General features: G+C 69.0%; 13 protein-coding genes. 4 read left to right on the top strand and 9 right to left on the bottom strand.

Going from position 1 to position 12285, the window contains the following annotated elements; translation table 11 throughout:
• Positions 1 to 203: 203 nt before the first annotated feature.
• The 3 genes from H3309_RS09935 to H3309_RS09925 all read right to left on the bottom strand — a co-directional run bounded on the left by H3309_RS09935 (position 204) and on the right by H3309_RS09925 (position 3897).
• Positions 204 to 2138 carry a tetratricopeptide repeat protein gene (locus H3309_RS09935; protein WP_182294573.1) on the bottom strand — a complete coding sequence of 645 codons (1935 nt, stop codon included), beginning with the start codon at positions 2136 to 2138 and terminating at the stop codon, positions 204 to 206.
• A 221-nt stretch (positions 2139 to 2359) separates the two neighbouring features.
• Positions 2360 to 3043 carry an isochorismatase family protein gene (locus tag H3309_RS09930; RefSeq protein WP_207791490.1) on the bottom strand — a complete coding sequence of 228 codons (684 nt, stop codon included), beginning with the start codon at positions 3041 to 3043 and terminating at the stop codon, positions 2360 to 2362.
• Positions 3043 to 3897 (bottom strand): isocitrate lyase/PEP mutase family protein, encoded by an 855-nt coding sequence (locus H3309_RS09925; RefSeq protein WP_182294572.1) that lies wholly within the window; start codon positions 3895 to 3897, stop codon positions 3043 to 3045. Before H3309_RS09925 ends, H3309_RS09930 begins: the two co-directional genes overlap by 1 nt.
• 66 nt (positions 3898 to 3963) lie before the next feature.
• Here H3309_RS09925 and H3309_RS09920 point away from each other — a divergent pair, with 66 nt between their 5' ends.
• The 4 genes from H3309_RS09920 (at position 3964) to H3309_RS09905 (ending at position 8236) form a co-directional block, all read left to right on the top strand.
• Positions 3964 to 4887 carry a VOC family protein gene (locus H3309_RS09920; protein ID WP_182294571.1) on the top strand — a complete coding sequence of 308 codons (924 nt, stop codon included), beginning with the start codon at positions 3964 to 3966 and terminating at the stop codon, positions 4885 to 4887.
• A complete protein-coding gene (locus H3309_RS09915; RefSeq protein ID WP_182294570.1) occupies positions 4884 to 6338 on the top strand; it encodes an alpha/beta fold hydrolase in 1455 nt (484 codons plus the stop codon). Before H3309_RS09920 ends, H3309_RS09915 begins: the two co-directional genes overlap by 4 nt.
• A 31-nt stretch (positions 6339 to 6369) precedes the next feature.
• Entirely contained in the window at positions 6370 to 6870 is a 501-nt protein-coding gene (locus H3309_RS09910; protein ID WP_182294569.1) for a DUF3598 domain-containing protein, read from the top strand.
• Between the two features lie 505 nt (positions 6871 to 7375).
• Positions 7376 to 8236: a phytanoyl-CoA dioxygenase family protein gene (locus H3309_RS09905; protein WP_182294568.1), complete on the top strand. Its 861-nt coding sequence runs from the start codon at positions 7376 to 7378 to the stop codon at positions 8234 to 8236.
• Between the two features lie 9 nt (positions 8237 to 8245).
• Here the strand turns inward: H3309_RS09905 and H3309_RS09900 are convergent, their stop codons facing one another.
• The 6 genes from H3309_RS09900 to H3309_RS09875 all read right to left on the bottom strand — a co-directional run bounded on the left by H3309_RS09900 (position 8246) and on the right by H3309_RS09875 (position 12270).
• Positions 8246 to 8704 (bottom strand): RNA pyrophosphohydrolase, encoded by a 459-nt coding sequence (locus tag H3309_RS09900; protein WP_398398010.1) that lies wholly within the window; start codon positions 8702 to 8704, stop codon positions 8246 to 8248.
• A 62-nt stretch (positions 8705 to 8766) separates the two neighbouring features.
• A complete protein-coding gene (locus H3309_RS09895; RefSeq protein WP_182294566.1) occupies positions 8767 to 9684 on the bottom strand; it encodes an alpha/beta hydrolase in 918 nt (305 codons plus the stop codon).
• Positions 9685 to 9756: 72 nt separating this feature from the next.
• Positions 9757 to 10506, bottom strand: coding sequence for an NAD kinase (locus tag H3309_RS09890; protein ID WP_182298647.1), 750 nt, complete (start codon positions 10504 to 10506; stop codon positions 9757 to 9759).
• Positions 10507 to 10525: 19 nt separating this feature from the next.
• Complete coding sequence (gene moaA, locus H3309_RS09885) at positions 10526 to 11533, bottom strand: GTP 3',8-cyclase MoaA (RefSeq protein ID WP_182294565.1); 1008 nt, start codon at positions 11531 to 11533, stop codon at positions 10526 to 10528.
• A 48-nt stretch (positions 11534 to 11581) separates the two neighbouring features.
• Complete coding sequence (locus H3309_RS09880; protein WP_207791489.1) at positions 11582 to 12040, bottom strand: PIN domain-containing protein; 459 nt, start codon at positions 12038 to 12040, stop codon at positions 11582 to 11584.
• Entirely contained in the window at positions 12037 to 12270 is a 234-nt protein-coding gene (locus H3309_RS09875) for a type II toxin-antitoxin system Phd/YefM family antitoxin (RefSeq protein WP_182294564.1), read from the bottom strand. Before H3309_RS09875 ends, H3309_RS09880 begins: the two co-directional genes overlap by 4 nt.
• Between the last annotated feature and the right edge of the window lie 15 nt (positions 12271 to 12285).

Genomic DNA, 12285 nt, shown 5'->3' with positions numbered 1-12285 from the left:
GAAATCTGGAAGGTTTTGCGAAAAAAGTGACAGCCTGAATCAAGGGGTTAGGGATTTCGGGGGTTTTTTCCAGGGCCGTGTGAGCGTCACCTCTACTAAACGAAAGCTATATAATGCCAATATGGTTATCATGCTTCTTCAGTTTTGGCAAGATAATTCGTGGCGGGGAGGATTGCTGGCACCGGTGGCGGCATGATGGCGAGTCAGTCGGTAGTTCGGCCGCGCAACTCGGCCTCCAGGGTAGCGAGGCGCTGGCGAGTGAAGGCAAGGTCTTTGGCAAAGCCGGGGTTGGTGGGCCATTTTTCGGCAAGTGCCTGGGCGATGGGCAGGCTGCGGCGATAGCAGGCGAAGGCGGCGGGGAGATCGCCCTCGGCGACGGCGATGTCGCCGAGGCGTTCGTGGCTGACGGAGAGGTCGCGCTGCCATTTGCTGTTGCCGGGGTCGCGGGCGGCGAGGCTTTCGCGGATGGCGAGGCCGGCGGCGTAGGCGGCGCGGGCGGCGGGGAGGTCGCCCTCGGCGCGGGCGATGTCGCCAAGGCGTTCGTGGCTGACGGAGAGGTCGCGCTGCCACTCGCTGTTGCCGGGGTCGCGGGCAGCGAGGCGTTCGGCGATGGCGAGGTCGGCGGCGTAGGCGGCGCGGGCGGCGGGGAGGTCGCCCTCGGCGCGGGCGATGTCGCCGAGCTTGTTGTGGCTGACGGAGAGGTCGCGCTGCCACTCGCTGTTGCCGGGGTCGCGGGCGGCGAGGCGGTCGCGGATGGCGAGGCTGGCGACGTAGGCGGCGCGGGCGGCGGGGAGGTTGCCCTCGGCGCGGGCGATGTTGCCAAGGCGATCGTGGCTGACGGAGAGGTCGCGCTGCCATTCGCTGTTGCCGGGGTCGCGGGCGGCGAGGCGTTCGGCGATGGCGAGGCTGGCGGCGTAGGCGGCGCGGGCAGCGGGGAGGTCGCCTTCGGCGACAGCGATGTCGCCGAGCTTGTTGTGACTGATGGAGAGGTCGCGCTGCCGCGCGCTGTTGCCGGGGTCGCGGGCAGCGAGGCGTTCGGCGATGGCGAGGCTGGCGGCGTAGGCGGCGCGGGCGGCGGGGAGGTCGCCCTCGGCGACGGCGATGTCGCCGCGTTCATTGGCGACGATCGATTGCTCGCGCTCATCGCCAACAATTTGTGCGGCGCGGTCGAGCGTGGCGCGGGCGGCGGGAAGGCTTCCTTCGGCAACATGGAGGCGGACAAGGTTGATCCAGGTCCAGAAGTCATGGGGGTCGAGATCGGTGGCGCGGGCGTAGGCGGCGATGGCGCGGGTGACATTGAAGGGAGCGGCGAGGGCGGCGGCGTTGCGGAAGCGGTCGGCGGCGGTGGTCACGTCAGCTTCGCCGAGGGCCATGAGCTGCGCGTAGGCGGCGTCCGGATCGCCGGCGGAATCCGCGTCGGCAACGGCGCGCAGGGCGGGATCAGGGGACTGGGCGAGAGTGGTGAGGGTCTGCACGGCGGTTTCGGCGATGGCGGGGGAGGGCGATGCGGCCTGGATGCGGGCGATGGCTGCTTCGAGACCATCGAGTTTGGCGATGATATTGTGTTGGCCGGATTCAACCCGCCCCACCCCTGCCTCGACGCGGGCCACTGCTTCGCCCAAGCCGCGCAGCATCGGGACGATAAGCTGTTGGGTATAGGCCGGGTTGACGAGGGCAGAATCGAGCGCGGCGATGATGACGGTGCGGGCGAAGCGGCGTTCGATGCCATCGGGCTCGAAGCGACTATCGCGCCGCGCGAGGGACGCGATCACCAGATCTGCGACCTGGCCGGGATAATCGAAGGTGGCGACGAGGCGCCCTAGCGTGTCGGTATCGGGCATCGCGCGTGGCAACAGGCGGGCCAGGGCGTTGTCGGCGGAATCGAGATCGAACCGATCGGCGCCATCGGGATAACATGCTTCCCATTCGGCGAGAATGTCATTGCGGATGCGGGTGAGTTCCGCTTCGCTTTCGATGCCGTGGCTTTGACGGGCTTCGCCGAGCAGGCCGGCCAGCTTGGCACCGCCCACCGCGCTGCCGACGATGATGCCGGTGTCAGGACGGCCGGTGAGGAAGCAGGCGGCGGCGCCGACAGCGATAGCGGCGACCGATTCCAGGCAGTTCCATTTCAGGGTCACCGGTTGTCGCCTCCGTAGTGGTTAATGTGACGCGGGACGTGGCGATTTCAAGGGGGATGTGGGCGTGGGTGGTTTGCGGACGGCGGCAGTGTGCGGAATGGGCTCCGGGTCGAGCCCGGGGTGACGGGGGTGGTCGGAGGGCGGGTTGCTGGCGCCGGCCGCCCCCTCCCGCTCGCTGGCGCGAGTCGCCTCCCCCACAGGTGGGGGAGGGGCTTGGGGTGTCAGGTCTTTGGCTGCGCTTCCAGCCAGTCCAGCACGGTCTGGACCGGTTCGACGTCGGCGTATTTGAGCTGGAGGTCGGTGAGGTTGGCGTAGTGGTAGCTGGCGTGTTTGTCGGCGCAGGTTTCGAGCGGCACGATGGTGCGGTAGCCGTGGGAGAGGCTGTCCACCGCGGTGGCGCGGACGCAGCCGGACGTGCTGCCGCCGGTGACGACGATGGTGTCCACGCCGTGCCAGGTGAGCCAGCTTTGCAAGGGGGTTTCGAAGAAGGCGCTGGGCATGCGCTTGGTATAGTCGGCGTCCTGGGGCTGCACGTCGCAGCGGGGGTCGAACTGGTGGCGCTCGCTGCCGATGGCGATGTTCTGCAAGGAGTCCGGCGTGTTGGTGCGGGTGCCCCAGACGCCGGCGTCGGCGCCGTCCGGCCGGAAGCCGACGCGGGTCCAGATGACGGGCATGCCGCAGTGGCGGGCGAGGCGGCTGAGGTGGTTGACATGCTCGATCTGGCGGGGATCGCTTTCGTAGGCGGTCCTGAAGGTGGCGATGTCGGTGTAGGCGCGCTGGAAATCGACGTTCAGAATCGCGAGCTTGCGGCCGAAGCCGAACTTGGCGCGGGCGGGATTGGCCATGACGGCGTCGAACAGCGCCCTGGCGGTCTGGCCGTCGTCGATCATGCGGGTTCCGAGCATCAGGACGTTCCTTTGAAGCGGTCGGCATCGGCGAGGAGGCTGTCGAGGCCGGTGAGGCTGTTGAGGTCGGCGAAGGGGGCGAGCGGGACGGGAGCGGCGGCGGGGGTGCCGGCGGCGTGGAGGTGGGCGAGGGCCGCGCGGGCGGCGGCGACCTGGGCGCGCAGGGCCATGACGGGAAAGAGGGCGATGCGGAAGCCGAGCGCGGCGACATCGGCGGCGGAGAGGGTGGGGGGCCCGGCCTCCACCATGTTGACGACGAGGGGGGCGGGGAGGGTGGCGATGGTGGAGAGGGTGGCACGGTGGAGCGGGGCCTCCACAAAAATCAGGTCGGCGCCGGCGGCGGCGTAGGCGCGGGCGCGGGTGAGGGCGGGCTCGAGGCCCTCGACGGCGAGCGCGTCGGTGCGGGCGATGATGAGGGTGGCGCGGCGGGCGGCGACGGCAGCGGCGATCTTGCCGGCGGCTTCGGGCAACGGGATGACGGATTTGCCGGCGAGGTGACCGCAGCGTTTGGGGGCGGTTTGATCCTCCAGCACGATCGCCGCGGCGCCGGTGGCTTCGAGGCGGGCGACGGTGTCGGCGACGTTAAGGGCGTTGCCGAAGCCGGTGTCGGCATCGACGATGAGGGGGAGGGCACAACGGGAGGTGATGCGGCGGGTGGATTCCGCCAGATCCGCGAGGCCGTGGAAGCCGAGGTCGGGGCGGGCGAATTGCGCGAAGGACAGGCCGGCGCCGCTGAGGAAGAGCGCCTGGTGGCCGGCTTCGGCGGCGATGAGGGCGGTGAGAGGGTCGGCGACGCCGGGCGCCAGGAGGAAGCGCGGGTCGGCGAGACGGGCTTTCAGCGCGGCGGCACTCATCGCCTGATGGAGTGCCGCGTCATTTGCGGCTTGTCGAGGGGCAAATGTCCGGACAAATTGCGCGACATGAGCGATTCCCCCGACGCAGCCTTTGACACGCACGGCCGGATCAAGTGCGGGACGGTGAGCTGCCCGGATTTTGCCGCGAGCCTGGCGGACTATACCCGCGAACTGTCGCTGGGCGTGGTGGAGCAGGGGGTGGTGAGCACGGACCTGGCGCGGAGCTGGGGGGCGCCGGCGCAGGTGGCGCAGCCATACGCGCTGCTGCGGGGCGAAGGGGGCGCGCCGGGGTTCCTGCGGCTGGTGGGCGGGTCGGGTGTGGAGGGCTATCGGGCGCTCGGGAGCTATGGCTGGGCGGCGTATGAGCTGACGGTCAGGGATGCCTTTGCGCTGCATGAACGCATCGACCGGGCGGCGTTCGAGGTGATCGGGGCGCCGAAGCTGGTGCCGGGGTTCGACAGCTTCATCCCGTTCCAGGTAAAGGGGCGGGCGGAGGAGGTGCTGTACCTGAACCGGGTGCTGAAGGCGGACTCCGGTGGGCTGGACCTGCCATTTGCGGCGGCCGAGGTGGACCATATGTTCATCGCGGTGCTGGCGGCGGAAGACCGGGCGCGGACGGTGGCCTTTCATGTGGAGGCGCTGGGGTTCGAGGAGGGGGAGACCTGGGTGATCCCCTACAGCATGATCAACCGGAGTTTCGGGCTGCCGGCGGACTTCCAGACGGCGATGACGATGACGAAGGTGGGGCGGCTGCCGGCGAGCGAGGTGGACCAGTATCCGGATGCGGCGGTGTTCCGGAAAGCCGCGCCAGGCGAGCTGCCGCCGGGCAATGCCATGGTGAGCTTCATGGTGCGCGACCTGGACGCGGTGCGGGCGCCGTTCATCGAGCCGCCGGTGCGGCGGGAGGGGGCGCTGTATGAGGGCCGGCGGGTGGCGTGCGTGATCGGGCCTTCGGACGAGCGGATGGAGTTGATCGAGATGGCGGCATGATCTCCCGGCATTTTGTCGATGTCGTGGACGCGACCAGTGGCGCGCTGCGGCGGGTGCATTACCGGAAATGCGGGTCCGGGCCACCGCTGCTGCTGGTGCACCAGTCGCCGCGGTCGGGCGGGGAATATGAGGGGGTGATGGCGCGCTGGGCGGCGCATTTCACCTGCTATGCGCCGGATTCGCCGGGGTTCGGGGACAGCGCGCCGCTGCACAAGGCCGATCCGCAGGTGGAGGATTATGCCGACGCGGCGCTGGGCTTCCTGGATGCGATGGGGCTGCCGCAGGTGGGGGCGTACGGCTTTCATTCGGGAGCGATCATCCTGGTGACGGCGGTGAAGCGGGCGGCGCATCGCTTCAGCGCGCTGGCGTGCGGTGGCTATGCGGTGTGGAGCGAGGCGGAGAAGGCGGATTTCGGTGCGAATTACACGCCGGCGTTTCTGCCGCTGCCCTATGGCGAGCATCTGGCCTGGCTGTGGGGGCGGATCCTGGAACAGAGCTGGTTCTTCCCCTGGTATCGGGCGGATGATGCGGCGCGCTTGCCGATGGCGAATGATGATCCGGGGAAGGTGCATCCGATCGTGATGGAGGTGCTGGCGGCGGGCGACAGTTTCCGGCTGGGCTATGCCGCGGTGCTGCGGGCGAACCGCGATGTGCCGGGGCCGGGGGTGGCGACTCCGCCGGTGCTGCTGAGCGCGTATCAGGGCGATCCGCTGGCGGCGCATCTGGCGCGGCTGGGGACGCTGCCGCCCAATTGGCGGGCAGAAGGGGTGGCGACGCCGGACGAACTGGAGGCGCTGGCGCTGGCGCATCTGCGGGCGCATCCGGCGGCGTGTGCGGCGACCGCGGTGGAGGTGGCGGACGAGGGGTTCGTTCCGGTCGCGGCCGCCGGGTTCGACGGGTTGATCCATTGGCGCGGCAACGGGGAGGTGCTGCACCTGCATGCGCCGGGCGGGGCGGCGAGTGCGTTCGGGGTGGAGGCGCTGGCGGTCGACCTGCCGGGGCATGGGCTGTCCGGCGATTGGGATGGCGCGCCGGAGAGCCTGGCGGATTGGGCGGAGGTTGTGGCGGCGGCGGTGGCGGCGCTGGGCGTGGCGGTGCGGTCCGTCGAGGGGCGCGGCTGGTCGGTGCGGCTGGCGGCGGCGGTGGCGGCGCGGCTGGGGGTTGGGCCGGTGGCGGCCGCCGATCCGAAGGGAGCGGTGGCGGAGTGGCGGGCACAGGGCCTGCCCGATCTGGTGCCGGATCGCTTTGGCGGCCATTTGCAGCGCGGCTGGCAGATGCTGCGGGCGGAGACGTTTTTCGAGCCGTGGTTCGCGGCTTCTGCTGCGACCGCGCGGGCGTTCGATGTGGCCGAGGCGACGCCGGAGGCGCTGGCGGTGCGGCATCTGGCGCTGATGCGGGCGCGGGCGGCGCGTCCGCTGTTGAACGCCTGTCTTGACGCGGCGGGTGGTTGACGGAATCAGGTGAGACAGGAGGAGCACAGTCATGGGTATCAAGGAAGATTTGCCGACGCTGGCGCGGCATGAAGGGGTGTGGGACGGCACCTATCGCTATTACAATGCCGAGGGGAAGCTGGTGGACGAGCACACGAGCCGGCTGTTCTGCCGCTTTCCGGATGAGGGGCCGTTTCCCTATCACCAGACCAATCATTACACCTGGGCGGACGGGCGGACCGAGGTGCGGGAGTTTCCGGCGGAGTATCGCGACGGGCGCATCTGGTGGGACAATGACCTGATCAAGGGCTGGGCCAGCGACATGACGCTGGACACCAACAACCGGACGACGGTGCTGTACTGGCAGCGGACGGGGGACCCGGAGCTGTATCTGTATGAGATGATCCAGCTGAGCGATGATGGCAAGAAGCGCTGCCGGACGTGGCATTGGATCCGCGGGGGTGTGCTGGAGACGCGGACGGCGATCGAGGAAAAGCTGGTGAGCCGGGATTGGCGCGGGATGGAAGCGGACATGGTGAAGAAAGCGGCGTAAGGCCAAGGCGGCTGGAAATAGCGCAAAGCGCTATTTCCAGACTCGCCGCAGGCCTGGCCGGCGTGCGGTTGGCCGGTGGCCAACCGACACGTCCGACAAGCGGGCTTTGCCCGCTTTTTTGTTCTTTCTTTCTTTTGTTCTTCTCACACTCTCCGCCTCGACCCCGGTCCGAGTTCGCGCGGCTTGGCCGCGCAGGGGCGATGGTTCGGGGTTGGTTCGGGCGCGCTGGCCCCCTCCGTCAGGCTTTGCCTGACACCTCCCCCGCAAGCGGGGGCGGGGCTTTAGCGATTGAGCCGATAGTGTGAGGGGCCCCGGGTCGAGCCCGGGGTGACGGGGGGTGGGTGAGGCTGTTGGTTTGTTGCGGGCAGGAAATCTGGAAAGTTTGTCGCAAAAAGTGACAGCCTGAATCAAGGGCTTAGCGATTTTTGCCGTCTTTTTGTCATCACTGGCGTATAGTGGTTGTGGGAGAGGGTCGCTTGTTAACCTTTATGGTAATAAATCCTGGATGAAAAAGCAAGAGAAAAACACGGTGGCGATGGTGGAGGCGTTCCGGCGGGATGGTTATGCCATCGTGCGCGGCCTGTTTTCGATGGCTGAGGTAGCGGCGATCGGCGCGGCGATGGACGCGATCCATGCGGAGGGAATGGCGCATGGCCGCAGCTATCGCCATGGCAACCTGTTCTACAATGTCCTGCCGGGCACGCCGCCCGATGGCGCGCCGCGCGTGCGGATGGTGCAGTGGCCGGCCTATCACAATGCGGCGATGGCGGCGTTGCGCATCGATCCGCGCTGGGTGGAGCTGCTGCAACCCCTGATCGGGCGCGACCTGAAGCAGATCATCCACCAGCTGCACTGGAAGGCGCGGGGCGTGGGGACCGGCGGCGATTTCGCCTGGCACCAGGACAGCCGCAGCCGGCGGCCGGCATGGGCCTATCGCAACCTGGCGACAAGCTATGTGCAGACCGGGCTGGCGGTCGATCCGCACACCGCCGAATCAGGATGCCTGCGGGTGGTGCGGGGGAGCCATCGTCACGGCGACCTGGCGATGAGGATCGACGGCGAGGTGCTGGGGCAGGCGGTGAGCGACGAGGCGCTGCGGGCGGTGGGGCTGGACCCGGCGGATACGGCGGAGCTGCTGCTGGAGCCGGGGGATGTCGCGCTGTGGAGCCCCTATCTGGTGCATGCCTCGGGCACCAATGTGTCGGGCCATGCGCGGCGGCTGGTGATCAACGGCTATGTGCGGGCGGAGGATTGCGACCGGGGGGAATGGGCGTTCCGTAACGGGGTGCCGGTGCCGCTGGCGGGCGAGCCGGCGCTGGTGCATTATGAGGCGCTGCGGGAGGCGCCGGGGCCGTTTTATCCGTGAAACGCGGTTTTATGGTGTGGGCGCGCGGGTCGGCCGGGTAAGATGGGGGCCGAGTTCGGCGATCAGGGCCCTGTAGAGATCCTGTTTGAAGGTGACGATGAGGTCGGGGAGGGTGTCGGGGTCGGCCCAGCGCCAGGCCTTGAACTCGGGGTGCGTGGTGGCGATGTCGATGTCGGCGTCGGTGCCGGTGAAGCGGCAGGCGAACCATTTCTGGCGCTGGCCGATGTAGCGGCCTTTCCACAGCACGGCGCGGAGCTCGGGCGGCAGGTCGTAGCTGAGCCAGCCGGCGGTTTCGGCGATCTTTTCGACATGGGCAGGGGTGACGCCGGTTTCCTCCTCCAGCTCGCGCCGGGCGGCGGTCCAGGGGTCCTCGCCGGGGTCGATGCCGCCCTGGGGCATCTGCCACGCCTCCACCACCGAATCGAAGCGCTGGCCGACGAAGATCTTGCCTTCGCCGTTGACGAGCATGATGCCAACGCCGGGCCGATAGGCCGAGGCGTCAACGTCAGCGCCAGGCCGGTAGGCATCGCTCATGCCAGCAGGGCTTTCAGGTCGGCGATCTGGCCTTCGAGGTCGGCCTGGGCGCTGGGGAGGGCGCCGCGGAGCTGGGCGCTGCCGTGCACCTGCCCGGGGGCCTCGCGGAAAATCACGCGGTGGCCGGTGCTGATGAGTTTGGCGGCGTAGGCGCGGCCCTGGTCGCGCAGCGGGTCGAGGCCGCAGGTGAAGACCAGCGCGGGGGGCAGCGCGTCCCAGTCGGCCGAATGGAGCGGGCTGGCATGTTCGTGGTCGACATCGGCGGCATAATGGTCGCCGAACCAGGCCATGCCGGCGGCGGTGAGGAGGTAGCCCTCGGCAAACTCGGTCATGGAGCCGGTGGCGTCGGTCATGTCGACGCCGGGGTAGATCAGCCATTGCGCGACGATGGGGGCTTCGCGGCGGAGCGCGCGGGCGCAGACGGCGCTGAGGTTGCCGCCGGCGCTGTCGCCGGCGAGGATGATGCCGGTCACACTGCCGAGTTCGGGCGGGGAGGACGCCGCCCAGCGCACCGTGGCGAGGCAGTCCTGAACGGCGCCGGGGAAGCGGGTTTCGGGGGCGAGGCGGTAATCGGTGGCGACCACCGTCATGCCGGCAAGCGCGGCGATTTCGGAGCAGAGGCTGTTGTGGGTTTCAAGGTCGCCGATGACCCAGCCGCCGCCGTGGAAGAAGAGCAGCACGCGGCCGGGTTCGGGCGACGGCGGGGCATAGCGCCGGGCCTTCAGCGCGCCGGCGGGGCCGGGGATGGCAAGGTCGGTCTGGGTGACGGCAGGGTTGGCCGGGCGTTCGGCGAGCTGGCCCATCATCTGATACATCTGGCGCGCGGTCGCCGGATCGACCTCGTGCATCTGCGGGCCGGGCGTGGCGGCGAGCATGGCGAGCAGTTTCTGCACATCGTCTCGGATGAACGGCATCGGTCTCTCCCCTGTCTTTTGTGGTCGCGCATCGGTTGCGGAAAACCGGGTGCCACTTTTCCGCGATGCGCTCTAGCTCAGAAATTGTTCCATCAGGATGCGGTCGTCCAGCGCATATTCGGGATCGAACAGCATGGTCAGCGTGCGGCTCTTGTCGGTGGTCACGGTGACGCTGTCGACATTGCGCACCTCGACCTGGTCGGCGACGGCGCTGACGGGGCGCTTTTCGGGGTCGAGCACGCGGAAGGTGACGCTGCTGTCGTTCGGGATCAGGGCGCCGCGCCAGCGGCGGGGGCGGAAGGGGCTGATCGGGGTGAGCGCGAGCAGGTCGCTGCCGAGCGGCAGGATGGGACCGTGGGCGCTGAGGTTGTAGGCGGTGCTGCCGGCCGGCGTGGCGACGAGGACACCGTCGCAGGCGAGCTCGGAGAGGCGGACGCGGCCATCGATGGCGATCTCGATCTTGGCGACCTGGCGGGTTTCGCGCAGCAGGCTGACCTCGTTGATGGCGGGGCTGGTGACGGTTTCGCCCTCGATGCTGTGCGCGGTCATGAGCAGCGGGTTGAGCGTGAAGGCGCGGGCGGCGGCGAGGCGTTCGGCGAGGCCGTCGGGCGCCCAGGCGTTCATCATGAAGCCGACGGTGCCGCGGTTCATGCCGAAGACGGGGACCGAGCGCTGCGCGTTGAGCATGCGGTGCAGGACGTCGAGCATGAAGCCGTCGCCGCCGAGCGCGACGAGGATGTCGGCGTGCGCGGGATCGACGAAGTCGATGAGGGGGCGGAGTTCGGCCTCGGCCTCGCGCGCGGCGGGGGTGGGGGAGACCATCAGGCCGATCTTCAAGCGCTCAGCCTCCGGTCATGCTCATGTGGCGGGCGACGGCGGGGGCGGCTTCGCGGCGTTCGATGACGAAGTCGTGGCCTTTGGGTTTCAGCTGCATGGCGCGGTCGAGCGCGGCGTCGAGCGCGGCGGGGCCGTGTTGGCGGAGCAGGTCGCGCAGGTCGAGGCGGTCTTCCTGCCCCAGGCACATGAAGAGCGTGCCGGTGGCGGTGACGCGGACGCGGTTGCAGCTTTCGCAGAAATTGTGGGTGAGGGGGGTGATGAGGCCGAGCGTCTGGCCGGTCTCCTCGATGCGCAGGTAGCGGGCGGGGCCGCCGGTGCGCTGCGTCAGCGGCGTGAGGGTGAAGCGGGTTTCGAGGCGGCGGCGGATTTCGGAGAGCGGCAGGTAGCGGTCGGTGCGGTCTTCCTCGATTTGGCCGAGCGGCATGGTTTCGATGAGGGTGAGGGCGTGGCCTTCGCGGGCGCACCAGGCGAGCATGGCTTCGATCTCGTCCTCGTTCAGGCCTTTGAGGGCGACCATGTTGATCTTGACGGCGAGGCCGGCGGCTTTCGCCGCGGCGATGCCGTCGAGGACGGGGGCGAGCTGCCCGCGGCGGGTGATGGCGGTGAAGCGGGCGGGGTCGAGCGTGTCGAGGCTGACGTTGACGCGGCGGACGCCGGCCCGGAACAGGGGTTCGGCGAAGCGGGCGAGCTGGCTGCCGTTGGTGGTGAGGGTGAGTTCGTCGAGGCCGCTCCCCACATGCCGGCCGAGGCGCTGGACGAGGTCGAGCATGTCGCGGCGGACGAGGGGCTCCCCGCCGGTGAGGCGCAGGCGGGTGACGCCGCGGGCGATGAAGGCCTCGGCGACGAGCGCCAGCTCCTCGAGCGTCAGGATGTCGGCCTTGGGCAGGAAGGTCATGTCCGACGGCATGCAGTAGGTGCAGCGGAAGTCGCAGCGGTCGGTGACGGAGAGGCGGACATAGCTGATGCGGCGGCCGAAGCCGTCGATCAACGGGCGGGAGGCGGGCGCGGCCATGGCGCCTATGTGGGCGCGGCGGCGGCGCGAGTCAAAGTGTCAGAAGCATCAGGCGAAGAGAGCGGCGAGACGGCGGTCGGGCCTGGCGGCCAGCGGATTGACGACGGTGGTTCCTCGCCACTGGAAGCCGGACTGCATGTCCTCCGACAGCAGCAGCACGGCGCCGCTTTCGGCGGCGGCGGTCAGGATGATCGCATCCCACAGTTGCAGCTTGTGGGCGGCCGCGCAGTCGAGCGCTGAATCGAGGGTGGCGCTGGTGGTATCGGCGGGCGCAAAGCCAGAGCGGATGTGGAGAATTGTTTCACGCGTCTCGGCCCGGGAGGCGCCGGCGCGGGTGAGAACCACGAACAGCTCCGCAAGCGCCTGGGCGGGTGCAACGAGCGTGGCGCGACCACGCAGGGCGGCGAGAAGGCGGCGGCTTTCAGCGATCTTGTCGAGATCGTCGGGATGGCGGTTCACGCCGCTCAGATAGGCAAGGATGTTGGTGTCGAAGGCAAGACGGATCACGTGTAAAGCTCGTCTCGCTGCCAGCCGGGAAGGGTGCGAGGGGGCAGGGTATTGAGGTGATCGAGCAGCAGGTCAATGGCGGCCGTCTGGTTCTGGCCATGGTCGATGGGCAGGAGGCGGGCGACCGGGCGACCATGGGAGGTGACGATGAAGGTCTCGCCGGCCTGAATGTCGCGCAGCACCTCGGAAAAGCGCTGGTTGGCGTCGGTGGCGGTGATGGCGATGTCCATGGAGCAGCTTTCTAG

Source organism: Sandaracinobacteroides saxicola (assembly GCF_014117445.1).
Classification (GTDB): Bacteria; Pseudomonadota; Alphaproteobacteria; order Sphingomonadales; family Sphingomonadaceae; genus Sandaracinobacteroides_A; species Sandaracinobacteroides_A saxicola.
Note: the sequence above shows the minus strand (reverse complement) of the source record. Positions and strands in the feature narration are given on the sequence as shown.

Excerpts from the sequence above, each read along its gene's own strand:
- H3309_RS09920 (WP_182294571.1), top strand. The coding sequence starts at position 3,964 with ATGAGCGATTCCCCCGACGCAGCCTTTGACACGCACGGCCGGATCAAG.
- H3309_RS09910 (WP_182294569.1), top strand. The coding sequence starts at position 6,370 with ATGGGTATCAAGGAAGATTTGCCGACGCTGGCGCGGCATGAAGGGGTG.
- H3309_RS09925 (WP_182294572.1), bottom strand. The coding sequence starts at position 3,897 with ATGAGTGCCGCCGCGCTGAAAGCCCGTCTCGCCGACCCGCGCTTCCTC.
- H3309_RS09890 (WP_182298647.1), bottom strand. The coding sequence starts at position 10,506 with ATGGTCTCCCCCACCCCCGCCGCGCGCGAGGCCGAGGCCGAACTCCGC.
- H3309_RS09905 (WP_182294568.1), top strand. The coding sequence starts at position 7,376 with ATGAAAAAGCAAGAGAAAAACACGGTGGCGATGGTGGAGGCGTTCCGG.
- H3309_RS09900 (WP_398398010.1), bottom strand. The coding sequence starts at position 8,704 with ATGCTCGTCAACGGCGAAGGCAAGATCTTCGTCGGCCAGCGCTTCGAT.
- H3309_RS09915 (WP_182294570.1), top strand. The coding sequence starts at position 4,884 with ATGATCTCCCGGCATTTTGTCGATGTCGTGGACGCGACCAGTGGCGCG.
- H3309_RS09875 (WP_182294564.1), bottom strand. The coding sequence starts at position 12,270 with ATGGACATCGCCATCACCGCCACCGACGCCAACCAGCGCTTTTCCGAG.
- H3309_RS09930 (WP_207791490.1), bottom strand. The coding sequence starts at position 3,043 with ATGCTCGGAACCCGCATGATCGACGACGGCCAGACCGCCAGGGCGCTG.
- H3309_RS09895 (WP_182294566.1), bottom strand. The coding sequence starts at position 9,684 with ATGCCGTTCATCCGAGACGATGTGCAGAAACTGCTCGCCATGCTCGCC.
- moaA (WP_182294565.1), bottom strand. The coding sequence starts at position 11,533 with ATGGCCGCGCCCGCCTCCCGCCCGTTGATCGACGGCTTCGGCCGCCGC.